At 68.3% G+C, this 22,166-nt stretch carries 20 protein-coding genes; 6 read left to right on the top strand and 14 right to left on the bottom strand.

Translation table 11 applies throughout. The features are described from left to right. The first annotated feature begins 2 nt into the window (after nucleotides 1-2). Nucleotides 3-287, top strand: a complete 285-nt coding sequence (locus O7622_RS19035) for a hypothetical protein (protein WP_282309509.1) — start codon at nucleotides 3-5, stop codon at nucleotides 285-287. Nucleotides 288-311: 24 nt separating this feature from the next. Here O7622_RS19035 and O7622_RS19030 read toward each other — a convergent pair whose 3' ends face one another. Further along, nucleotides 312-1,103 (bottom strand): class I SAM-dependent methyltransferase, encoded by a 792-nt coding sequence (locus O7622_RS19030; RefSeq protein WP_282309508.1) that lies wholly within the window; start codon nucleotides 1,101-1,103, stop codon nucleotides 312-314. A 203-nt stretch (nucleotides 1,104-1,306) separates the two neighbouring features. Here O7622_RS19030 and O7622_RS19025 point away from each other — a divergent pair, with 203 nt between their 5' ends. From O7622_RS19025 to O7622_RS19015, 3 genes are read left to right on the top strand one after another with little or no spacing between them, the layout of a single operon-like run. Continuing rightward, nucleotides 1,307-2,143, top strand: coding sequence for a CPBP family intramembrane glutamic endopeptidase (locus O7622_RS19025; protein ID WP_282309507.1), 837 nt, complete (start codon nucleotides 1,307-1,309; stop codon nucleotides 2,141-2,143). Beyond that, complete coding sequence (locus O7622_RS19020) at nucleotides 2,143-3,297, top strand: histidine kinase (protein ID WP_282309506.1); 1,155 nt, start codon at nucleotides 2,143-2,145, stop codon at nucleotides 3,295-3,297. The genes O7622_RS19025 and O7622_RS19020 overlap by 1 nt, the downstream gene beginning before the upstream one ends. Continuing rightward, nucleotides 3,294-3,953: a response regulator transcription factor gene (locus O7622_RS19015; RefSeq protein WP_282309505.1), complete on the top strand. Its 660-nt coding sequence runs from the start codon at nucleotides 3,294-3,296 to the stop codon at nucleotides 3,951-3,953. The genes O7622_RS19020 and O7622_RS19015 overlap by 4 nt, the downstream gene beginning before the upstream one ends. Nucleotides 3,954-4,017: 64 nt before the next feature. Here O7622_RS19015 and O7622_RS19010 read toward each other — a convergent pair whose 3' ends face one another. From O7622_RS19010 to O7622_RS18985, 6 genes are all read right to left on the bottom strand, one after another. After that, the gene (locus O7622_RS19010) at nucleotides 4,018-4,629 is read right to left on the bottom strand and encodes a hypothetical protein (RefSeq protein ID WP_120569999.1); all 612 of its coding nucleotides are present in this window, start codon (nucleotides 4,627-4,629) and stop codon (nucleotides 4,018-4,020) included. Between the two features lie 4 nt (nucleotides 4,630-4,633). After that, complete coding sequence (locus O7622_RS19005) at nucleotides 4,634-8,089, bottom strand: protein kinase (protein ID WP_282309504.1); 3,456 nt, start codon at nucleotides 8,087-8,089, stop codon at nucleotides 4,634-4,636. Between the two features lie 9 nt (nucleotides 8,090-8,098). Then, nucleotides 8,099-8,689, bottom strand: a complete 591-nt coding sequence (locus tag O7622_RS19000; protein ID WP_282309503.1) for an SAVMC3_10250 family protein — start codon at nucleotides 8,687-8,689, stop codon at nucleotides 8,099-8,101. Nucleotides 8,690-8,830: 141 nt separating this feature from the next. Then, nucleotides 8,831-9,364, bottom strand: a complete 534-nt coding sequence (locus O7622_RS18995; RefSeq protein ID WP_282309502.1) for a hypothetical protein — start codon at nucleotides 9,362-9,364, stop codon at nucleotides 8,831-8,833. 148 nt (nucleotides 9,365-9,512) lie between these two features. Beyond that, nucleotides 9,513-9,764 carry a hypothetical protein gene (locus O7622_RS18990; protein ID WP_282309501.1) on the bottom strand — a complete coding sequence of 84 codons (252 nt, stop codon included), beginning with the start codon at nucleotides 9,762-9,764 and terminating at the stop codon, nucleotides 9,513-9,515. Continuing rightward, the gene (locus O7622_RS18985; RefSeq protein ID WP_282309500.1) at nucleotides 9,761-10,042 is read right to left on the bottom strand and encodes a DivIVA domain-containing protein; all 282 of its coding nucleotides are present in this window, start codon (nucleotides 10,040-10,042) and stop codon (nucleotides 9,761-9,763) included. The genes O7622_RS18990 and O7622_RS18985 overlap by 4 nt, the downstream gene beginning before the upstream one ends. A gap of 322 nt (nucleotides 10,043-10,364) precedes the next feature. On the opposite strand from O7622_RS18985, the gene O7622_RS18980 reads away from it, so the two are divergent. Together O7622_RS18980 and O7622_RS18975 are read left to right on the top strand one after the other, a co-directional pair. After that, complete coding sequence (locus O7622_RS18980; RefSeq protein WP_282309499.1) at nucleotides 10,365-11,249, top strand: helix-turn-helix transcriptional regulator; 885 nt, start codon at nucleotides 10,365-10,367, stop codon at nucleotides 11,247-11,249. Next, nucleotides 11,242-11,442: a DUF397 domain-containing protein gene (locus O7622_RS18975; RefSeq protein ID WP_282309498.1), complete on the top strand. Its 201-nt coding sequence runs from the start codon at nucleotides 11,242-11,244 to the stop codon at nucleotides 11,440-11,442. Before O7622_RS18980 ends, O7622_RS18975 begins: the two co-directional genes overlap by 8 nt. Before the next feature lie 45 nt (nucleotides 11,443-11,487). Here the strand turns inward: O7622_RS18975 and O7622_RS18970 are convergent, their stop codons facing one another. The 7 genes from O7622_RS18970 to O7622_RS18940 form a co-directional block, all read right to left on the bottom strand. Beyond that, the gene (locus O7622_RS18970) at nucleotides 11,488-12,180 is read right to left on the bottom strand and encodes a DUF6308 family protein (RefSeq protein WP_282309497.1); all 693 of its coding nucleotides are present in this window, start codon (nucleotides 12,178-12,180) and stop codon (nucleotides 11,488-11,490) included. Then, nucleotides 12,177-13,328 (bottom strand): hypothetical protein, encoded by a 1,152-nt coding sequence (locus O7622_RS18965; RefSeq protein WP_282309496.1) that lies wholly within the window; start codon nucleotides 13,326-13,328, stop codon nucleotides 12,177-12,179. Before O7622_RS18965 ends, O7622_RS18970 begins: the two co-directional genes overlap by 4 nt. Before the next feature lie 5 nt (nucleotides 13,329-13,333). Then, nucleotides 13,334-14,956: a serine/threonine-protein kinase gene (locus O7622_RS18960; RefSeq protein WP_282309495.1), complete on the bottom strand. Its 1,623-nt coding sequence runs from the start codon at nucleotides 14,954-14,956 to the stop codon at nucleotides 13,334-13,336. A 46-nt stretch (nucleotides 14,957-15,002) separates the two neighbouring features. Then, nucleotides 15,003-15,785: a hypothetical protein gene (locus tag O7622_RS18955; RefSeq protein WP_282309494.1), complete on the bottom strand. Its 783-nt coding sequence runs from the start codon at nucleotides 15,783-15,785 to the stop codon at nucleotides 15,003-15,005. Between the two features lie 25 nt (nucleotides 15,786-15,810). Next, nucleotides 15,811-18,858, bottom strand: a complete 3,048-nt coding sequence (locus O7622_RS18950; protein WP_282309493.1) for a type I restriction endonuclease — start codon at nucleotides 18,856-18,858, stop codon at nucleotides 15,811-15,813. After that, entirely contained in the window at nucleotides 18,855-20,024 is a 1,170-nt protein-coding gene (locus O7622_RS18945) for a restriction endonuclease subunit S (RefSeq protein ID WP_282309492.1), read from the bottom strand. The genes O7622_RS18950 and O7622_RS18945 overlap by 4 nt, the downstream gene beginning before the upstream one ends. A 95-nt stretch (nucleotides 20,025-20,119) precedes the next feature. Next, nucleotides 20,120-22,132 carry a class I SAM-dependent DNA methyltransferase gene (locus tag O7622_RS18940; RefSeq protein ID WP_282309491.1) on the bottom strand — a complete coding sequence of 671 codons (2,013 nt, stop codon included), beginning with the start codon at nucleotides 22,130-22,132 and terminating at the stop codon, nucleotides 20,120-20,122. Nucleotides 22,133-22,166 lie beyond the last annotated feature (34 nt).

Raw genomic sequence — 22,166 nt, 5'->3', positions numbered from 1 at the left:
TGGTGGCTTCATTCGACGAGTGGCTGGATGCGTACGAGGTCGTCTATCGCCTGCTGCCGGCCGTGTCCGACCACCAGTGCCCGAACTGCGGTCACCGGACGCTGCGCATGGTGTTCACCACGCCGCCCGGCGCCGGGCACGGCTACGTCTCGTTCTGGTGCGACACCTGCCTGGAGGGCATCCACGTCTCCCGGGCGCCGGTTCCCGCCGGTGTGACGGCCCTGTCCACTGCCGCACCGATCGAGGAACGCACCAGAGGCATCCCCAACTACCGCCTGGTGACGTAGCTGAAACCCCGTCCGGCGATCGGGCTATGAGCTGGCGATCCCGCACTGCAACCGGACGGTGACCCGCTCGGTCACCACGTCCACTCCGCCGAGAGCGTCGCGCACGTCGGCGGCGAACGCCGCGCGTTGTTGCAGGCCAGGCAGCTTTTCGGCGGACATGGGGGAGAAGACGCCGCCGACCATGTCGTCAACGGTGAGCGGCGCGTCGTACCGCACCGACGTCTCCTCGTACCGATAGCCGGCACGCACGAGCGCCTCCCGATTGCGCCGACGCCCGTCCTCGTCGGTCTGGCATCTCGCCGTGACGGGGTGGCCGAGCATCCGCTCCAGGCATCCGCGCAGCGCGCGCGACCAATCGTCGTCCTGCGTCCACAGGGGGTCGCCGTTGGTGACGACGGCGATGCCACCGCCGGGGCGCAGCAACGGCCGGGCCGCCGCGAACAGGGCGTCGCGGTCCATGAAGTGAATGGCGACGGCGACGGTCAGCGCACCGACCGTCCGCTCGCCGAGCAGCCGGGACAACGCGGGCACATCGCCATCGCTGCCGAGCACCCAGGTGGCGTTGCCGATGCCCTGGTCGAGGGCGGCACGCCGGGCGATCGCCAGCATGTCCGGTTCCGGATCCACGCCGATGACCGCGGCCGCCCGATCGGCGAGCGGGAGGCTCAACTGACCGGTGCCGCAGCCGAGGTCGACCACCGTGTCGTCGCCGCCGAGACGGAAGGCTGCCGCCAGGGCGTCGAGCACCTCGGGCGGATAGCCGCGCCGATGCCGTGCGTAGTAGGTCGCCACCTCACCGCCGAATCCCGTCGCCATGTCCGGCAGCCTGCACGCCGCGACCGTCGTGAGGCCAGCCGTTCTGCTCAAGGCACGCCCCAAAACGCCCCGACCGCCGCGCCTGTCCCCCGTGCGAGCTACCCGCAAGTGTCCACCGCACGGTGACGATTCCCGACCTGCGAATCCATAGCGTTCCAGGTGAACCGCGGCGCTCCGGCCGCGGACCTCTCGAAGGAATCGTCATGCGTGTGGTGAAGCAGCTCCTGGCCGTCGTCGCGGTCAGTCTCGTCGGCAGCCGGGCGGTCGTCGCGGCACAGGACAACGCCTGGCTCAGCCTGATCCTCGGCGTCGCGACCGCCGCGGCGGCGATCATGGTGTACGGGTGGGTGGTGCGCCGCACCGAAGGCCGCGAGGTCACGGAGCTGGCCCGGGACGGCGCGGCGGCCCGGCTCCATCGCGGGGTGCTGATCGGTTTCGCCATGTTCGCGGCGGTCATCGTCAACATCGCCCTCATGGGCGGCTACCACGTACACGGCATCGGCTCGGTGTCCGGCGCGGTCGGCATGTTCGGGTTCATGGCCGCCGCGGCGGTGACCGAGGAGCTGATGTTCCGCGGCCTGCTGTTCCGCCTGGTCGAGGAACGGCTCGGTACGTGGCTCTCGCTGCTGCTGACCGGCGTACTGTTCGGCCTGATGCACCTGCTGAACCCGGACGCCAGCCTGTGGGGCGCGACCGCCATCGCGATCGAGGCGGGGTTCATGCTGGCGGCCTGCTACGCCGCGACCCGCAACCTGTGGGTGCCGATCGGCCTGCACTTCGGCTGGAACTTCGCCGCCGGCGGCGTCTTCAGTGTCGTCGTCTCCGGCAACGGCGAGTCGACCGGGCTGCTGGACGCCAGCACGTCGGGTTCGATGCTGCTCAGCGGCGGCGACTTCGGGCCGGAGGGCAGCCTCTACACGGTGGCCGCCGGGGCGGCGCTGACTGTGGTCTTCCTCTGGCTGGCCCACCGCCGCGGCCACATCGTGCGGCGCCGCCGCCGCGCGGTCGAGGCCCCGGCGGAGAGCGTTACGGTCTCCTGATGATCACCCGACGGATGCTCCCGGACTCGTGGCGGCACTGGCCCGTCACGGTCCGGGATCTCCCGCTCGCCCTGGTGATCGCGCTCGCGGCCGTGACCCCACCGCTGCGTGGCATCGGTACGCAGCTCGGCGACCTGCCCGCACGGCCGTTCGACGCGCTCACAGTGGTGGTGATCGCGCTGGAGTGCCTTCCGCTGGCGCTGCGCCGCAGCCGTCCGGCGCTGTCCCTCGCCCTCGTGTCGCTCGGCTTCGCCATCGACCAGGTGCGCGCGTACCACACCTTCGCCGGCGCCGCGCTCGCCGTCGCGCTGCTGAGCGCGGGCGCCCACCTGGACCGGGGCCGCCGTACCACGGTGCTCGCCGGCTCCCTCGCGTACGTCGGACTGGCCGTCGCCCTCGACCGGCAGGGGTCGAGCGAAGGGGTGGTCGGCTTCACCACGTTCTACCTGCTGCTGGCGCTCGCCTGGGGCACCGGGTCGTGGCTGCGGCAGAACCGCGCCGCCGAGGCCGAGCGCCGCCGGCACGTGGCCGAGACCGCCCGCGCCGCCGAACGCGCCCGCATCGCCGGTGAACTCCACGACGTGGTGACCCACCACGTGACGGCGATGGTGGTGCAGGCCGAGGCGGCCCGCTACCTGACCGCCGCGCCCGACCGCCTCGACGCCGCCCTGACCGCGGTCACCGACACCGGCCGCCGCGCCATCGGCGACCTGCGGGTGCTGCTCGACGTGCTCAACCCCGACCACGGTACGGAGGCACGCACCCCGTCGGTGGGCGACCTGCACGCCCTGGTGGAGCAGACCCGCCGGGCCGGGCAGCCGGTGGAGTTCACGCAGGAGGGCAGCCCGGCGGAGGTGACCGGCGGCGCGGAGGTGGCCGCGTACCGGGTGGTGCAGGAGGCGCTGACGAACGCGCTCAAGTACGCCCACGGCCGTCCCACCGCCGTCCACGTACACCATGGCGACAGGGAGATCACTGTGGAGATCAGCACGGACGGTCCCGGCACGCGCGCCGCGGGTCCGGGCGGCAGCGGACGCGGCCTGGCCGGGCTGCGCGAGCGCGTCACGGTGCTCGGCGGCGAGTTCGACGCCGGACGCTGGGCGGGCGACGGTTTCGTCGTTCGGGCCCGCATCCCCACCGGGAGCGCGTCGTGACCGCGCCGATCCGGGTGCTCGTCTGCGACGACCAGGCCCTGATCCGTACCGGATTCGCCACCATCGTCGGCGCGCAGCCGGACATGGAGGCGGTGGGTGAGTGCGGCGACGGCCGCGCCGCTGTCGACCTCGCCGGCCGCCTGCGGCCCGACGTGGTGGTGATGGACGTCCGCATGCCGGTGCTCGACGGCATCGAGGCGACCCGCCTGCTGGTCGGCGCCGGCGTCGCCCACCCGGTCAAGGTGCTGGTGGTGACGACGTTCAACCTCGACGAGTACGTCTACGAGGCGCTGCGCGCCGGCGCGAGCGGGTTCCTGCTCAAGGACGCCCCACCGGCGCAGCTGCTGCACGGCATCCGCACCGTCGCCTCCGGCGCCGCGCTGCTCGCGCCCGAGGTGACGCGGCAGCTCGTCGGCCGGTACGCGGCGCGCATCCGCCCGGCCGAGGGGACGCCTGCGGACGTCGGGCTGACGCCGCGTGAGCTGGAGGTGCTGCGGCTGATCGCCGACGGGCTGTCGAACAGTGAGATCGCGGCGCGGCTGGTGATCAGCCAGGAGACGGTGAAGACGTACGTGTCGCGGATCCTGACGAAGCTGGACCTGCGGGACCGGGTGCAGGCGGTGGTGTACGCGTACCGGACCGGCCTGGTCACCTGATTCGCCGGACGCGGTCAGCCCAGCCCAGTGGCCGATCACGGCCATGCCGCACAGTGCCCCTGGTCTAGGCGCCAGGAACCGACACCCCGTCGTCGTCGAGGGGTGAGCCGTCCAGGGCGCGGTCGGTCTCCGCTGCGGTCAGACGCACGATCACGTCCCCGTCGGAGGTCGGAAAGCGGGTGAACCGCAACAGGACGAACCCCGAACGTTTGCTGCCCCGCACACCGTTGTCGAGGGGCATGGTGTGCACACCCTCGACGAGCCATTGATAGAGCGGCTGCGCGTCGGCGTCACGCCAGCCCTTCAAGCCGGCGTGGTGAACCGCGAGGGTCAGCTTCTCGGCCAGGTACTCGGGGTCACAGACGCTGGTGATCGTCAGATCGAGTTCCGCGAACCGGTGTGCCGGCCCGAAGTGCCACAGTGCCCGCACCTCGCGGACCCCCGGGGTCAGCGGCCGTCCGACGAACAACCAGTCGTACGCGTCCAGGAAGGGTGCGTGGCGCTTGAGCCAGCTCTGCCTTTCCTGCTCCCGCACGACCCAGGGCAGAGGGATCTCGTTGAACTCGTCGGTCCACACCACTTCGGGAATCTCCCAGGCGTCGAGCCAGGTTCTGACGCGCTCCCGGTTGGCCAGGAACGCGGCTCGCAGTTCCTCGTGCTGACGGCGTCCGGTCATCGGATCACTCTCCGTAGTCCCAATCGAGGCCCCAGATGCGGACATTGCCCTGGTGGTCGCCGGTGACGACGGTGCCGAACGCGTCGTCGGCGCGTATCGCGTTGACCCGGACGTGGTGACCGTGCAGGGAGCGGATCCGGCGTCCGGCGCGCAGATCCCACACGTCGACGGTCTGCTCTCCCGGGTCTCCGGCCACCGCGAACCTCCCGTCGGGCGACACCACCACCTCCTCGACCCCGGAGAGGCTTCCGGCCGGGCCGTCGAGAGCCCTCCCGTCGAACACCAGCTCTCCGCTCGCGGCGTCCCACACGACGAAGCCGGTCAGCCCGGCGATGACGGCGAGCCGACGGGAGTCCGTGAAGGCCAACGCCGCCGACGAGCTGTGCTTGACCCGGTCGAGCCGGTACGACGGGCGCCTGTCCCCCGGTCGCCACGCGGTCAGGCGGGTCATCTCGGCCAGCAGCAGCATCCCGGAGGCGAACCGGATCTCCGTGTGCGGGTCGACGTCCGCAAAGGTCTTCACCGGCTTTCCGGTGTTCATCGACCGGACCTCCACGGTGGCCGCGTCGTGGGTTCGCAGCTGCACGGCGATCGAGCGAGACGCCTCGTCGGCCGTGACGCCGACGATCGTGCCGGGTCCGGTGCGGACCGTCGCGACGCAGGCGGCCGCCTCCAGCGACCACACCGTCGCCAATCCATGGCCGAAACCGACCGCCAGCAGGTCGCCCATGATGTCGAGCGTGGTGTTCCCGTCGTCGCGAGGCAGGGCGCCGGCCACCTTGAACCGGGGCTGGAACGTCCGGGTGTCGTGGCAGGCCACCGATCCGTCCGAGTAGCCGATGATCACGTCCCGGCCGCCCCTGGCGAAGGACAGGCTGGTGGCGGGGTTCCGCCGCTCGGTGACCCCGCCTGCCTTCTCCAGCGTCTCCAGGTCGAAGATCTCGACCTCGTCGACGTTGGCCGGGAAGGCGAACAACCGGCCGGAGGCGCCGACGTCGAAGGTGCCACGGGCGAGCATGACATCGGACAGCTCCTGCTCCAGCCAGATGCCGGTCAGCCCGGTGCGCCGCAGGTTCCGGCCCAGGGCCCCGGAGGCCCGGCGTAGCCGCGGGTGACGTTCATGGCCGGGAACGGCACGCGCCTCGCGGATCGCGTCTGCCGCGCGCCGATCCTCTCCGGCCGCGATCATCGCCTCGACGCGCTCCATGACCTGGTCGAACGCCCGCTCGTCGCGCGCGAGGGCACCGACCGGGCGGGGCGGCGCGTACGACCAGGGAGCGAGGTGCCCACTGAGCGGCATGGGAAGGCGGGAGAGCGAGGTCTGGCCGCTGTAGCCGTGCGATTCGGCGATGACGGCGTAGCCGCAGTCCCCGCTGAACGCTGTCGCGTCGCGACGTGCACCCCGCGCCCAGTCCTTCGGGAAGGTGCGGACGCATCGGCGGATGGCGAGTTCGAGGACCTGAAGGTCGCCGGTCCCGGGGTCGAGCAGCGCCCAACCGGCCCGGCCGGAGACGCCGAGCATGCGGTATCCGGTCAGCCAGGGGACCTCCCACCGTCGCGGTTCGTCCCAGACCCGCATGTCCACCACTGTCAGGGACTGGTAGCCGATCCTCAGGACCGTCGACCCGTCCGCCGCCAGGGCGACCTTCTGGCCGTCGCCGTCCATCTCGTCGGCGGGTATGTGCAGGCCCCGCATCCTCGTGGCCCGCAGGGGCCACCACTGCTCCACCCGGTGGTCGACAGCGGAGCCGGGGCGGCCCAGCGAGGCGGAGACGCACACCTCGGCGTCCGGGCCGAGGATCACCCGGGTGACTGTGCCGTCGTGGGGCCGGATGCCGGCGACCGGCTCCCACGCGCCGGTGCGGAAGACGAGGACGCGGCCGTCGGCCGTACCCACAGCCGCGAAGCCACCCTCAGGGCTGAGCGCCACGGCTGTTCCTCCATCCAGCCGGCCTTCGAGGTGGGCCGTGCCGTCGGCGAGCCGCCACCGCTCGACGCGGGAATCCTGGTAGCAGACGAGGATCCGCGCTCCGGCGTGGTCGATCGCGACGTCGACGGGAGCCGGGCCGGAAGCGGCGAGTTCCGCGACCACCCGGCCCGCGAAGGCGTCCCAGACCCGCACCCGCCCTGACTTCTCGGCCACCACCACGTGTGTCGCGTCGTGATCGCAGGCCATCGCGACGACCTGGCCGGACAGCTGCCCGAACACCTCGAGCATGCCCCTCGGCTCCAGCCGGGCGCAGCGCACCCGCGCGGCCGCGATCTCCGGCGAACCCGGATGCTTGCGGTCCGCCTCAGCCAGGTGCCGGGCCGCGAGGACGCCGTCACCGCGTTCCATGTGCACCATCGCGGCCAGGTAGTCCGCCTCCCAGGAGTCGCCCGTGGCGCGCAGTTCCGACAGGAGGGTCTCGTCGGTGACCATGCCGTCGGCCCATCTGAGGAGCCCGTGGTTGTAGACCGCGCGGACGTTGTGCGGGTCGATCGCCTTGGCCCGCTCGAACATCTCGATGGCCCGGCGTTGGTCGCCGAGGTCCCACAGGGACAACGCCTTGTTGGACAAGCCGTCGGCCTTGAGAGACGGCGGCACCCGGTCGGGGTGCGGGTAGGGACCCGATGTGCAGTCCGCGTAGACGCTCAGCAGGACGGCCTCCGCCTCGGCGGTGTCGCCGATCCTCGACCGGGGGTCGCGCGCCAGGCAGCCGGACAGGAGGTCGCGCAGCGGCCGCGGGAGACCGCCGCGTAGCGACGCCAGCGCATCCGCACCGTCGTGTCCCCACTTCCAGAGCCGGCGCCCGTGCAGCAGCTCGATCACCGTCAGCGCCCAGGACCACATGTCGCTGGTCCGGCCGATCCTTCCGTCCGGGTCGACCTGCTCCGGGGAGCAGTACTGCGGCGTGAATCCGCCGAGCGTCGCGTACGAGGTCTCGACGCCACCCGCTGCGCTGTGCGACACGGACGCTTTCGCCTTGGCCGTTCCGAAGTCGGTCACCCGTGCGGTCTCACCGTCGTACATGACGTTGGAGGGCTTGATGTCCTGATGCACCAGACCTGCCGCGTGCGCGTGGCCGATGCCGCGCAGCATCTGGATCGCGACGTCCAGGGCCCGCGGGAGATCGCGGCACCGCCCGTCCCGCACCGCCGCGGTCAGGTCGCCGCCCGCGACCCATTCGGCGAAGACCACCGGGTACGCCCCGACGCGCTGCACGTAGTTGCAGCCGACCACGTTCGGGTGCGGGTCGAGATCGGTCCAGGCCTGCGCCTCCTGCGCGAGCAGATCGAGGATCCCGGGCGCCGCTGCAAGGTCGGGGCGCGGCGTCTTCACCGCCAGGTCGACGCCCCAGGCGAGGTGATGCGCGCGGTAGACGAACCCAGTGCCGCCCGTCTCGACGACCTCCTCGATGCGGAACGTGTCGAGGACGGTCTCCCCCGGCCGCCACCGGATGACCTGCCCCGCGTCCACGCCGAGGCCCTAGCCGACAAGCGCCACGTAGATCGGGCTGCCCAGCAGCGTGCCGTTCGGGCCCGGCTTCTCGGCCAGCCGCTTCGCGACGAACTCGACCCGTTGCGCCGGCCCTGGGAGCGCGGCCCCGATCTGCGCCAGCGACTCGTGGAAGCGCTCGTCGTCGAACTCGCCCGGGTCGGCTCGCAGCTCCTGGAGCTTGCGGAACAGGTACGGCGGGACCGATCCGACCGGTTCGGCGTCGCCGCCACCGACCACGTGCGACGCCGACCCGCCGAGGACGATGACCTGGTCGTCGAGCGTCCCCGCGAAGACCACGATGCCGGCGGTCGGGAAGACCTGCCAGCGCATCTCCAGACAGGCCTGGACGTACGGGCACTCCTCGTCCGCGGCGCCGATCTGGTCGGCGTCCTGCAGGTGCCGGATGACCTTCTCCAGCTTGTCGAGGTCGTGGCGCTCGGGCAGCACCGCCTTGCGGCTGTAGCGGACGACCTTCAGGTCCACGGCCAGCTCGGTCTCGTGCTGCGCGGAGGAGGCGACCTGTGCGGCCAGGAGCCCGATCTTGAGATGCGACAGGTAGAGGTAGTACTTGAGGCTCAAGATGCACTCCGATTACGGGGAGACGTCCGAAGCCCACCCTACGTGGCGCACGCTCGCGATGCTGACCCTCGATCGACGATGATCGGTGTTCGCGTGGGCCGCGGAATTGGGGGCGGTAGTGGAGATGAGCTGCCCCACGTGTCACCGGCGGCGTTTGTTGATGCTTGGAAGGCCGCCCGACACCGTACCTATACTGCCGTCCGGGTCGCTCCGGTCGGGTTTCCGCATCGCCTCCACGACCCGCCGGCCCGACAGGTCCGAGGCGTCGAGGTTGGCCGCGATCCGGGCGGACCGACGCCAGCTCCGGAGGCAAGCCAACGCTTTCTCGTGGTCGGCAACCCCGGTCAGCGCACAGATGGCCGGCATCGCCCGGGACGGGTCGGCAAGCAGGAGCCGGGCGACGTCCGCGGGGCTCAGCCGACGCGGCGGCGTGTCGTCCACCGGGACGAGGGAGGCGTGGACCTCCTCATCCTGCAGCCACAGCCATACGGGCCTCCTGCCGTCGCCGGCCCGCATCGCCGGGATCTCCCAAGGGCCGCGTCGGACCGTGTATTCACGCTTCACCGTGGTATTGGGCGGCGGAGCGCCCTTACCGCCGACTTGTCGCGGCGCCCGTTTCGGCACCTTGTGGCCTTCCTTTTTGAACCGGGCGTCCCCTTGCACCAACGCGGCCACCTCCCCCGCCGAGCACGTTAGCCGAGCCAGTGATCTCTGCGGCATCTGACGCAACTGCCTGCGGGCCGACGGATCTACTGCCCAGGCCGAGCAGCCGGCGTCCGGGAAAAGCGGACGTGCGCCGACGATTCGGCAACGGCGAGCGGCGTCAGCGATGGACGCGGCGGAGGCAGGGGCCGTCGTGGTCGGCGCAGAGCAGGCACCGCCGGCCGCCGGGCATGAGCAGGTCGCAGAAGACCCGATGGCGTACGTTCTGGTCGTCCTCGGCCGACACGGTCGTCTCCCCCGGATCGGCCTGCGGCAGCATCCCGGTCCACCGGCCGACGACGCGGGCCAGCCGCTGCGCGGCGGGCAGGTCGGCGGCGGTCACCGGCAGGTGGATGACCCAGCGCCCGGTCACCGGCGCTCGCCGTTCGCCAGCCGCGCCTGCTCGGACTGCCAGCGCCGCAACGCCACCTTGATCCGCAGGGTCTCCTGGCGGTGCCTGGTGATCTCGGCGTGGAGCGAGGCCATGTCGCCGGCGACCCGGCCGAGGTAGGCGTACACCGCGTCGGGGTCGAGGCCGCGGCGCCCGAACCGGGCGGGCGGGAAGCGGCGCTCGCGCACCTGCCACGGCAGCAGTGAGGGGTACGCGGCCGTCGCGCTGCCCCGCCCCGGTCCATCGTTACGGACGCTCATCAACCTGTCCTCCTTGTCGTGGATGGGGTGGGCCCGCCTGCCCGTCCCGCGCCGGCGGGCCCACCCCGCCCTGACACCGCAGCTCCGTTCAGCGGTACGGCACCAGGGCTGCTCAACGAATCACCGATCGATAGGCACAACGGCCGGGCCGTGGAGATCGCCGGGCCATCGTGCCGGTAGTCATCCTGTGACAGTGCGCAGTGGATACGCAACGTTCCAACCACGACTTTCCGCGTTGTGCATTGACTTATTTCGTGGGAACGAGTAGACGTTGCAGAGCAATGTCACTCGTTGTTGCCGGATGGAACCAGGGAGTGCCCGGATGGCGGAAGACATCGGTTCGACCGTGCCGCGCCGACAGCTCGGCCGTCTGCTGCGCCAGTTCCGCAACGAGGCCGGCGTGACCCTCGACGCCGCGGCGGAGGCGCTGGAGTACAGCCGACAGAAGATCTGGCGCATCGAATGCGGCCTCGGGTCGGTGCGGGTGCTCGACGTCAAGGCGATGTGCGAGCTGTACGGCGTGTCCGCGGAGATGACCGAGGCGATGCGTGGGCTGGCCGCGGAGACGAAGTCGAAGGGGTGGTGGCACGCGTACGGAGACGCGGTGCCGAGCTGGTTCGAGCTTTACGTCGGCTTGGAATCCGCCGCCGCCCACCTTCGGGAATACGGCGACAATTTGATCCCCGGCCTGCTTCAGACTCGCGCCTACGCTCTGGGTCTCTACCAGCCCGGCAGCCGACTCAGCGTTGAAGAACGCGAGCGCGCGGTCGAGGTGCGACTCCAGCGGCAGAGTCTCCTAACCCGCAGGCTGCCGCAGCCCCCACGCTTGGGCACAGTGTTGTCCGAGGCGGTACTCCGGAGGACGGTTCATGGACCAGGGGTCATGACCGGCCAGCTCACCCGTTTGCTCGAAGTCTCCGAACTACCGAACGTCTCCCTGCGCGTCGTGCCCTTCGCGGCCGGCCCTCACCCGGGGTCAGTCGCCGGTTCGTTCGTCATCCTTGACTTTCCCATCAGCAAAGGAGGTCGAGCCCCCGAGCCGTCCGTCGTCTACAGCGAGTCCCTCACCGGAGCGCTCTACCTGGACAAGCCAGACGAGTTGCGCGCCTACGAGAACGCCTGGACCGGACTGGATGCGCTGGCGTTGAGTGAGGCAGAATCGAGAGACATGATCAAGAGGGTCATCGGAGAGATACGCCATGACTGACCTGACCGGCGCCGCCTGGCGCAAGAGCACCCGCAGCGGCGACAACGGCGGCAACTGCGTGGAGGTCGCCACCAACCTCCCCGGCATGATCGCGGTACGGGATTCGAAAGACCCCGGCGGCCCGCTGTTGAGCTTCGAGCCGGCTGCCTGGGCCGCGTTCGTGGCCACGATGAGAAGCGACAGGTCGGCCTGAGGCGAGCGTCAGGGTGTAGTCATCAGATCCGGGCACACGCGCACGCTACCGGCTCTGGCCGACACCTTGCGGCCGCAGACCAGGGCATCGGTATGCCGTGTGCTCGCTTCGGTGCCGCATCCAGAACACCACGTCGAGGGTGCGCAGGCGCGATACTTCCTGCGGCAACCTCGCCTGAGCCTGCAGCTCCGCGAGGCGCCCAACGAGCATGCCATTGTCCTCGCGAAGACGGCCGTGCAGCCAGCGCCAGAACCCCCTGCGGGTCCCGAACGCGCAGGAGACGACTTCGTCGTAAACGGGCACCAACGCGGGGCGCTTTCGCGCCAGCAGCTTTCCTGCAACCACCCAGCCGATACCGTCGGCCCTCTTGACAAGACGCCATGCTCGGTCGGCGTGGCTTCCATCGTCAACGAAGGCAAGGGCACCTTCATCGCTCAGGTCGACGCCGGTCGGGATCCCGGCCAGGTGAGCCGACAGCTCCCGGCCAAGCCGCCCCTGCAGCAGGTCGAGGGCCGTCTGAGGGGGCACCCGCACGCTGAGCAACTCGATCGCTATCAGGTCGTCGGCGGTGATGACGTTACAAGAATCCGGACGGTCCCCACCGCCACCGAGCCGCTCGAACTGGCTACCGGTACGAGGCGTCGCACCTCCGAGCCCGAAGTACGCTTGAAGCTCGGGTACCGAGCGAGGCCTATCCAAGACCACAAGGACTTCGACGAGAGACAGTGGACGTCTCATGCGCCACTTCCGATCGCCACGCGCCGCCGAATCTCCTTGAGCGCCACCACATCACCGGCTCGTGCATCCTCGGCGGACCAGAAGTCCAGCCCGTCGGTTGCCCTACGTGTGGCACTGATCTCTGGTCCGTACACATCGATCTTCACCGCCTCACCGGCGGCGCTGGGGGACGCATGAGTACGGTTGCCGTACCGGATGGTGCCATCGGCGAGCAGCTCGGCAACATACTGTTTGCCGAGGTATTTCGCATATAGCTTGGTACCGGGACGCAGTCGGCCAGCCCTGATCAGGTCGACAAGCTTGATTGCGCGCTCCGCATCCGAAACCGGTCGCTTGGCGGTACGACGGGTCGCGGACCCAGGTGGTTGCGATCGAGGAGGCCGCGGGGTCGGCAATACAGGCGGCGCAGCTGCTGGCGGCATTGCCGCACGGACCACCACCGCCGGACCGGTGCCACTGCCGGTGGCAGACGCGGCGGACGAAGGGAAATCGAAGCTGGCGCGCACTCTGACGAGGCTGGATCGTACCTCGTCCCGCGTCAGTCGGCCGAGCCGGCGAGCGAGCATCGCCACCATCTCGGGTGCAGGCTCTCCTGCCTCGAATAGCTTACGCAGCTCCGCATGTACCTGCCGATCGACGAAGTAGCTTTTCCACAACTCTTCGATACGGTTGTCGCGCATGTTCTCTTTGCTGAGCAAGGAGAGCAGCTCAACAGCGCCCTCGAAGTCCTCCTCGAGCCGCACCGCGCGAAAGAGCTTGTGCTCGATGGGGACCGGAGCGTGGGCGTTGTAGACGCGCCATTCCGCCCCGTCCGTCAGGGCAACCCACTCCACGCCCGCGACGGTGGCATAACTGATGGTCTGGTTGGCCCAGCGCGGATCGTCGAGGTTCTCGCCGAGCCCTTTGGCCTCAATGAACAAGCGTGGGGTGCGCAGCAGCAGGAGGGCGTAGTCCACGGGGTTGTCGGCACCGCGGCGCCGGTACTCGCGGTGCACCTCGTCGACGTCGAAGAGATCCCAGCCCAGCGCTCCGATGATCGGCTCGATGAGTCCGGCCTTGGTGTTCTGCTCACCGATGCGCTGGTGTTGGCGCCGGAAGCGCACCAACCGATCAAGGCATTGCTTGACGGCGTCTTCCAGTTCGAACATGCTCCTCATCCTTCACGCGGTGCGGCACTGAACGAACTTGGCCCAGCGAACCCGGGCGCTTCCTCCCTCAACCGCTGCAGGTGGCTCAGCAGCGATTCGATCTCGGCCGCCGGCGCGGACCCCGAGCCGTGCAGCGCGCTGATGTCAAGCCGTAGCCCCTCCAGTTGGCGCCGCGCCTCGGGCACGTCGCCCAATCCGGCGACGAGCATGGCGATCTGTTGCCGCAAGGGAAAAAGTTCCGGCGAGTCCGACCGCATCACCTGCTGTTCCTCGGCGAGAAGCGCGCGTAGTTCTCTCAACGCCTCGGTCGCCTCGCCCAGCTCCGCCTGGCAGCTCGCTGCCTGCTGCCGGCACTGCCAGATCAGTTCCTCGTCCGGCACGGGACGCTTGGCGAGATCGACGACGAGCCGCTGAAACTCCGGAAGCGCCTGCCGGAACGCCCCGGCCAGGACGTACAGGTTCGCCAGGTTAAGCCGCAGCTCCAAGATCCGCGGTTGTCTGGCCGCGTGCCCGCCGCTGATCGGCCGCAGCACCGATTCGAGCAGCTCGGCGGCCTGGGTGAACCGCTCTTCCTCGGCAAGTTCCCAGGCACGCTCCTCCACCTCGGCGAGCTGGTCGAGCGATGGCGGCTCGACGATCTCTGCCGCTGCTCGTGGACGGACGATGTCGACGCGCGTCGGCGGCAGCGCGGAGCGGGGCGGCAGCGGCCCGAACGGATACCGGTACGGCATTGTCGGGTCGACCCGCTGCCCGTCCGCCACCGTCGGGGCAGCGTCGGCTGCCTTCTCGGCATCGACCGCCCCGAACGGCGCCAGCGTCTCGTAGACCTCAGCCGCCGACTCGGGCCGGTGCTGCGGGTCCTTGGCGAGCAGCCGTACGAGGAGGTGCACCAGGACGTCCGGCACGCCCGCGCGGTGCTCCTGCACCGACGGGACAGGGTCGTTCAAGTGTCGGTGCAGCATGCCGAGCGGGTTGTCGGCCCGGTACGGCGGCTGACCGGTGAGCAGCTCGAACAACACGCAACCGAGCGCGTAGAGGTCGGTGCGCGGGCCCACGGCACTGTTCAGCGCCTGCTCGGGAGCCATGTATGTGGGCGTACCCAGCGTGTGGCCGGTGGCGGTCAGCCGGGGCACGTCCGGTCCGAGCAGAGCGGCCACCCCGAAGTCCAGAACTTTGACGGCGCCGCTGGGGGTCACCATGACGTTCTGCGGCTTCAGGTCACGGTGCACGAGTGAGGCGGCATGCGCCACCGCCAGTACCGAGCAGATCTGTGTGCCGATGGCGGCCGCCCACGGCACGGCGAGCCAGCCGCGCTCGGCGATCAGATCGGACAGAAGCACGCCCGGCACGAGCTGCATGACGATGTAGAGGTCGTCGCCATGGTGGCCGACATCGTGCACGCTCGGCACGCCGGGGTGGTCCAGGCGGGCGGTCACCCGTGCCTCACGGATGAACCGGTCGACAGCGGTGTCACGGTCGCCTTCGGACATGGCGATCTTACGCAGGAACTTGATGGCGACGGGCCGGTCCAGCTTCTCGTCGAAGCCCGCCCACACCTCCCCCATACCGCCGTGACCGATCGGATACGTCAGTTCGTATCGATCCGCGACTCGTTCTTGCGCGTGCATTCTTCTCCCCCGGCAGCCCTGTCAGACGACACCGACGAGTCGTCGGCTAGTACCGCTCGCCATAGATGTCGAGCAGCTCCTGATAAGCCTCCCGGACCGCATCGTCCGCACCGGGATCGTGTGCCGCGTTCTCGGCAGCCACGGCAGCGAGTTCGAGCGCGTTACGCACCCGGGTCAGTTCCGACTCCGTCTCGTCCCACAGCGTTGTCACGCGCTGCCGCTGTTCGGTCAGCGCCTTCCCCACGCTGCTCGTCGAATCCCCCGCCGGGCCGGGCTGCCGGCGCCCGATCTGAGTACGCAACTGCTGCCGGCGGCTGAGCACGTCGCTCGCCTCCCAGAGCGCCTGGGCCAGGATCTGCCCGCCCTCCGCGGCGTCCATCACACGGTCCACCTCGGGCAGCGCCCGTCCGGCTCGCTCCGCCAACTCCACCAGGTCGAGGAAGTCTTCCCGGTCCTCGGCATCGGTCAGGGTGTGGTGCAGAGCCGGAAAGGCCGCCTGGTCGGGCGCCTCGATCTGAGGTGGCGGCTTCGTCGCCGTGATGCCGGCGAGCCCGAGGCACAGCAGGAGTGCAACCAGAAACAGAATGACCAGCAGTGGCGCGCCCGCGGAGCAGAGCACGACGGAGATGAGCACCGCGACGGTGCAGAGCACGACGACGCCAGGAAGCTTGGACGGCTCCGGGGCGGTCGGGACCGCCCGCAGGTCGGTGATGCTGCCCCACTCGTGCCGACGTGGCGAGCGGGTCACTTTCAGCGGGGTGAGCGCGGTCATGACCCGGGACTCGTCCACCGCGATCCAGAGGTGGAAGGTGGGCTCGGACGGGGACAACCGTCCTCCTTTCGGCAAGTCTCGGTTAAGCGATGCCCTTGCGGCGACGGATCATCTGGTACGCCTGCCGGCGTGCGAACTGGTTGAGCTGCGACCGCAGGCTCTCGTCGTCGAGGTAGCGCTGCATCAGCTTGCCGTTGTCGTCGTGGCGGGACAGGATCACGTCCTCGATCCGCTTGTCGCAGACGACGCCGAAGTTGCTCTCGTCGTTGACGAGCGCTGCGGCTTCCAGCGTGCCGTCCTCGGCCAGGGCGACGATCTGCTGCTCGACCCAGACCTTGTCCGCCTCGCCCAAGCCGATGCCGAACCGGTCGTTGAACACGTCGATCAGTTCCGAGAGCGCGACCTTCTCCGGGTCGTGTTGCGAGCCGGCACCACCGCCGACGAAGCCGGGTAGCATCTGTTCCCCCTCGGGGGACAGCGAGGCGTCGTGCTCACCGGTCTTGCTGACCCGCAGGTGGGTCAGCTGCACCTCGCCGATATCGACGGACGGGTCCTGCCGTCGCGGGAGCCGGTTGAGCAGCGCCCGTCCGTACAGGTAGAGCCGCTCCAGTTCCTCGTCGTGGTAGGGCACCACCTGGCTGAGGAACGCGTACATCCGGGTGGAGTCGCGCAGCGCGGAACGGAAGCCGTCCGCGGCCTCCGGGTCGTCGGCGGCCAGGGCGTTGAAGCGCTGGACGGCCGGCTCGGTGAAGCGGTAGAGGGCGGCGTGGGCCCGCTGGAGACCGGTCTCCGTGGTCGCCTTCCGCTCCGCCTCCAGCAGTGCCTCGGCGTACGCCTGCATCTCCGAGTCGACGAGGACCGGGTAGCCCGTGACCGTGTTCTGCGCGGTGTAGAGCAGGTTCGGGTCGGTGGGGATGGTGGCGGCGGTTTCGAAGTACGGCTTGAACTGCTCGGCGATGTCGCCGGCCTCGTTGACGAAGTCCAGGACGAACACGTCGCCCTGCGTCTTGAGCGGATGGGTGCGGTTGAGCCGGGACAGGGTCTGCACCGCGGCGACGTTCTTGAGCAGCTTGTCGACGTACATCGTGGTGAGCAGCGGCTGGTCGAAGCCGGTCTGGTACTTCTCGGCAACGACCAGGATCTTGTACTCGGTGTCCTGCTTGGCCTTCGGCGTGCCGGCGTACTTGTCGTCGGCGGCGGTGTAGCCGAACTTGCCGGGAAGCTCACCCTCGCCGAACCCGTTGATCCGCGCCTCGGTGTGCTCGACGCCGTCGACCTCCAGGTCACCGGAGAACGCCACGAGGGAGTCGCAGCCGACATAGCCCTGCATCTCGACGTACTTCTTGATAGCGGTGTGCAGACGGACAGCGGCCTCGCGGGAGCCGGTGACCACCATGGCCTTGGCCCGCCCGCCGAGGCGCGGCGCGGTGTGCTTGCGGAAGTGCTCGACGATGATCTCCGCCTTCTGCGCCTGCATGGTGGGGTGCAGGCTGGCGAAGCGGGCGAGCTGGGCGCCGGCCTTCTTCGGGTCGACCTCCGGGTCGTCGGGGTTGGCGTTGGCCAGCTTCCAGTACGACTTGTAGGTCAAGTAGTTCCGCAGCACGTCGAGGATGAACCCCTCGTCGATGGCCTGCCGCATGGAGTAGGTGTGGAACGGGTGCGGGTTGCCGGTGACCGGGTGCGGCGTGCCGAACAGTTCGAGCGTCTTCGGCTTCGGGGTGGCGGTGAACGCGAAGTACGACAGCGTCTCGTGCCGGCCTCGGGCCAGCGCCGACGCCGTTAGCAGGTCACCGGACTCGTCGACGTCGTCGCTGCCGAGCTTGAGCAGCACCTTTTTCAACGCGGCGGCCGAGTCGCCGGACTGCGACGAGTGCGCCTCGTCGACGATGACCGCGAACCGCTTCCCCTTGAGCCCCTGCACCTGGTTGAGCACGTAGGGAAACTTCTGCATCGTGGTGATGACGACCTTGGCCGTCTCACCCTGAAGCGCGGCGGCGAGCTGCGCGGAGTCCTTGTCGATCCGCTGCACCACGCCAGGCACGTGCTCGAACTGGAACACGGTGTCCTGCAACTGCCGGTCGAGGACGACCCGGTCGGTGATGATGATGACCTTGTCGAAGACCGGCTCGTTGGGGCGCAGCCCGTCCTTAGCGACGTTCGGCGCGGTGTGCAGACTGGACAGCCGGTGCGCCAGCCACGCGATGGTGTTCGACTTGCCCGACCCGGCCGAGTGCATGACCAGGTAGTTGTGACCCGATCCGTGAAGGGCCGCGTGGTCAGTGAGCTGGGTGACCGCGTGCCACTGGTGGTAACGCGGGAAGATCAGCGCCTTGGATTCCTTGTCGTAGTGCAGGAACCGCCGGACCAGGTCCATGAACACGTCGGGGTGCCAGATCTGCTCCCACAGGTAGGAGCTGCGGTAACCCTTGTCAGTGGCCGGCGGGTTGCCGGCGCCACCGGACACGCCGGGTCCGTTCGACCCGGTGTTGAACGGCAGGAACCGGGTCTTCTCCCCCGCCAGCTTCGTCGTGACGAAGACCAGGTCGGGGTCGACGGCGAAATGCACGAGGGTACGGCGCGCGAAGATCAGTTCCTTCGGGTCGCGAGTCTTGCGGTACTGCTCCTTGGCGTCCTCAACGGTCTGGCCGGTGAGCGGATTCTTCAGCTCGGCGGTGGCGAGAGGGATGCCGTTGACGAAGAGGACTAGGTCGAGGGTGTTGTTGTTGCTTGTCGAGTACGCGAGCTGGCGGGTGACGGTGAGGCGGTTGGCGCGGTAGAGCTTGAGCGCGTCGTCGGTGATGGCGTGGGCGGGCTTGAAGTAGGCCAGCCGGATGAGCACGCCCTTGTCCTTGACGCCTCGTCGGAGGACATCGAGGGGACCGCGCTCGTCGATCTGCTTGGCGAGGTGCTGGGCGAACTGCCGCTGCGCCACGTTCGGGTCGTTCCCGTGGTACGCCAGTAGCTTGGCCCACTCGTCCGGCTGGGTCGCGCCTACGAACGCGAGCAACTCCGCCGTATCCAGCCCCATTTGCCGGTCGTAGTTACTGGATACGCCGCGCGACCAGCCCGACCCCAGCAACGCTCCCTCAATTGCCACCTCGAACGACCGCTCCCGACGAACGTTACTCATTCGTGTCCACCCCGCGCCGTAGTCGGATCGATCTGACCCGTTATCGCCGCAGTAATGAGCGCTTGTCGCCGCTCAGCAAGAAGATCTTGGCGCTTCCTCAAAGCCTCAATCTTAACCCTGGACACATTTTCTTGCCGCTGGATTGTCTGCACAATATTAACCTGCTCGCAGAGCGCCGGGGCAGGCATTTTGAGTTTGCGGATAAGCTCTTGACTCAGATTTGGCTGACCAGCACCCGCCGCCAGTCGGACAATGCCGTCACGATGGGAGCGGAACCAATAATAGGCAAATTCGGCAGTTATTCTCCCCATACTCATCAGCACACAGCATGCCTGATTCACGCATGCCGAGACGCTAAGAACGCCCACCCGCCCCTTCGTCGCGCCCGCGCCGTACATAGCAACAACGAGCGCGCCAGGGGGGAACATCTTGAGCGCCGGGTAATCGCGTAGAGCGGCGGACGTGACAGCTTTGACGGTAGTGGTGATAGGACCATCTGGAACGTCGCCGCTGTTCACCCAAGGCACATCGCCCTCGAAGTACTTGGCATCGTTCGAGCTCGGCGTCGTACCACTGCCGGTGGCGAAGGCGTAGCTGACCTTTAGCAGAGGCCAAGCAGTGGACGCCACGGGCATCCAGGAGAGCCCAGTTTCCCGGTTCGGAACTCCCGAAGAGGTGCTGGTCGCCAAGCGGAGAAACTCTGACAAACGCTTCGTCTCCAGCCATTGCTGACGCTGCGTCAGCTCACGTAGTTGGCTGATCCGCTTAGTCTCCAAATCAAGGAAATCCGCAATGCGCCGCTGCTCCTCCACGGCTGGCAGGTCCACCCTGAAGTCCCGAACGAAGTCGTCAGGTACGCGTTTCTGTCCTGCGACGCCATACATTTCAGCCTCACCGAGCTTTAGGAACGGCCGGCTTTGCGTGATGTAGGTCAAATACCTTGGATCAATCTCACGCGTTGGCCTCAGAACATGAAGCTCGGTCGTTCCAGCACCCACACCATTACGAAGCCCTGAAATTAGGACTGAGCGGCCCGCCTCGAACGTCGGAGTGATCTTTGGCAGCAGAACATCGCCATCTTGGAATCGAGTGTAACCCGTCGCTGCATCGCTCTTTAACGTCACTCGGGTGACGTCGAGCCTTGCATCGGCCCACACCGCCTCCATCGGCAAGAAGGTCAGCTCCGAACTTGGCGCCAATTTGTCAAATGTCGGACACGGCGGGTTGACGTGGACAACGTGCCGAAGGCGCACCCCGTTCATCACTTTGCAACCTCGCTCAGCAACATCTGAATCTTCGTCTCAAGCGCCCGAATCTCGGCATCGATCTCACCGAGCGAACGCGGCGGGGTGTAGACGTAAAAATGGCGGGTGAACGAGATCTCGTACCCAATCTTGGTTTTAGGCTCGTCAACCCAGGCATCCGGGACGTGTGGGAGCACCTCGCGCTTGAGGTAGTCCTGGATGTCCTCGTCCAGCGGCACGTTCTCGTTGTCGCGCAGGTCGGCATCCGGCAGTGGCTTGCCCTTGCGGTCGGTCTGCACCTCGCCCTCCGGGTCGCTGACCGAGAACGCCTCCCACACCGCCTTCTCCACCGCCGCCGGCAACTTCCCGAGCCCGTTCAGCTTCATCGCGAACTCAGCGCGAGTCGCGGACGACGTACCAATCAGCGACTTCGCCGCCGCCAGGAGCGACTCCCGCTCCGCGTACTTGAGGACCGCCTTCGTGTCCGCGAGCAGCGCCACCGTCTCCTCGGTCACCTCGAACCGCAGCCGCAGCGGCCGCTCGACGGTGATCCGCTGGTAGCCGAAGTCGGTGGTCTTGAAGACCTTCACTTTGGCGTGCTGCGGGTGCTCCGGGTCGTCCGCGATGGCCAGCGCGTTCACGTACGCCCGGGTCAGGTCGGCAATGTGCTCGTCGGTGAGCATCTTGCGCTTGTCACCGAGGCTCTTGCGCATCTTCGTCCAGTAGTCGCGGCCGTCGAGCAGCACGACCTTCCGACGGCGAGCCGGCGCCTTGCGGTTGGTGAGGATCCAGAAGTAGGTGAAGATGCCGGTGTTGTAGAAGAGCTGGTCGGGCAGCGCCACGATGCCTTCGAGGAGGTCGTTCTCCAGGATCCAGCGGCGGATCTCCGACTCCCCCGACCCGGCGGCGCCGGTGAACAGCGGCGAGCCGTTGAAGACAATCGCCAGACGGCTGCCGCCGTCCTCGGGGCGCTTCATCTTCGAGATCATGTGCTGGAGGAAGAGCAGCGAGCCGTCGTTGATCCGGGGCAGCCCGGCACCGAATCGGCCGGCGTGACCGCGGGCCGCCTCGTCCTTGACGAACGTCTCGACCTTCTTCCACTCCACCCCGAACGGCGGGTTGGCGAGCATGTAGTCGAACCGCTCGCCCTCGTGGCCGTCCTGGTTGAACGAGTTCCCGAAAGCGATCTTCGTCGGGTCGCCGCCTTTGAGCATCATGTCGGAGCGGCAGATCGCGTACGTCTCGCCGTTGAGCTCCTGACCGTAGACCTCAACGGTGGCGTGCGGGTTGTGGGCCTGGATGTGCTCCTGCGCCTCGGTGAGCATGCCGCCGGTGCCGCAGGCTGGGTCGTAGATCTTCCGGACGATGCCGGGGGTCACGAGGTCATCCTCGTCGGGAGCCAGCAGCAGGTTGACCATCAGCCGGATGACCTCGCGCGGCGTGAAGTGCTCACCGGCGGTCTCGTTGCTGATTTCCGAAAAGCGACGGATCAAGTCCTCGAAGACGTAGCCCATCTGGTGGTTGGACACCACGTCCGGGTGCAGATCCACTTCTGCAAACTTCGTGAGCACCTGGTAGAGCAACCCGGCTTCGGCGAGGCGGCTGATCTGGGTATCGAAGCCGTACTTGTCTAGCACGTCGACCGCACCTGGCGAAAACCCGCCGATATAGGCACGCAGGTTGAGCGCCGCATGGTCCTGGTCGCCGAACGAGGTCTTGAAGGACAACTCGCTGGTGTTGTAGAACGGCAGCCCGGCCGCCCTCCGCAGCACCGGTTCCATGTTCTGCACGCCGGCGTCCTGGAGCTGCTGGTACCGGGCGAGCACCGCGTCCTTCGTCGGCTCCAGCACGCAGTCAAGCCGTCGCAGCACTGTCAACGGGAGGATCACACGTCCGTACTCGGACTGCTTGTAGTCGCCGCGGAGCAGGTCGGCCACGGACCAGATGAAGTTGGCCAACTCTTGGTGCTTGGTGCTCACCAGTTTCCTTCCGATTGCCTTAAGACAAGCAGTATCACTGCCGTCCTGCATCGTTGTAGTCGCCCACTCGGCCGAAACGATCAAC

This window comes from Micromonospora sp. WMMD1076 (genome assembly GCF_029581475.1).
Lineage (GTDB): Bacteria > Actinomycetota > Actinomycetes > Mycobacteriales > Micromonosporaceae > Micromonospora > Micromonospora aurantiaca.
Note: the sequence above shows the minus strand (reverse complement) of the source record. Positions and strands in the feature narration are given on the sequence as shown.

Coding starts and splice junctions, on each gene's coding strand:
- O7622_RS18960 (WP_282309495.1), bottom strand. CDS start 14,956: ATGCACGCGCAAGAACGAGTCGCGGATCGATACGAACTGACGTATCCG.
- O7622_RS18940 (WP_282309491.1), bottom strand. CDS start 22,132: ATGCAGGACGGCAGTGATACTGCTTGTCTTAAGGCAATCGGAAGGAAA.
- O7622_RS19010 (WP_120569999.1), bottom strand. CDS start 4,629: ATGACCGGACGCCGTCAGCACGAGGAACTGCGAGCCGCGTTCCTGGCC.
- O7622_RS18950 (WP_282309493.1), bottom strand. CDS start 18,858: ATGAGTAACGTTCGTCGGGAGCGGTCGTTCGAGGTGGCAATTGAGGGA.
- O7622_RS19030 (WP_282309508.1), bottom strand. CDS start 1,103: ATGGCGACGGGATTCGGCGGTGAGGTGGCGACCTACTACGCACGGCAT.
- O7622_RS18975 (WP_282309498.1), top strand. CDS start 11,242: ATGACTGACCTGACCGGCGCCGCCTGGCGCAAGAGCACCCGCAGCGGC.
- O7622_RS19025 (WP_282309507.1), top strand. CDS start 1,307: ATGCGTGTGGTGAAGCAGCTCCTGGCCGTCGTCGCGGTCAGTCTCGTC.
- O7622_RS19020 (WP_282309506.1), top strand. CDS start 2,143: ATGATCACCCGACGGATGCTCCCGGACTCGTGGCGGCACTGGCCCGTC.
- O7622_RS18985 (WP_282309500.1), bottom strand. CDS start 10,042: ATGAGCGTCCGTAACGATGGACCGGGGCGGGGCAGCGCGACGGCCGCG.
- O7622_RS18945 (WP_282309492.1), bottom strand. CDS start 20,024: ATGGAGGCGGTGTGGGCCGATGCAAGGCTCGACGTCACCCGAGTGACG.
- O7622_RS18965 (WP_282309496.1), bottom strand. CDS start 13,328: ATGTTCGAACTGGAAGACGCCGTCAAGCAATGCCTTGATCGGTTGGTG.
- O7622_RS18980 (WP_282309499.1), top strand. CDS start 10,365: ATGGCGGAAGACATCGGTTCGACCGTGCCGCGCCGACAGCTCGGCCGT.
- O7622_RS18970 (WP_282309497.1), bottom strand. CDS start 12,180: ATGAGACGTCCACTGTCTCTCGTCGAAGTCCTTGTGGTCTTGGATAGG.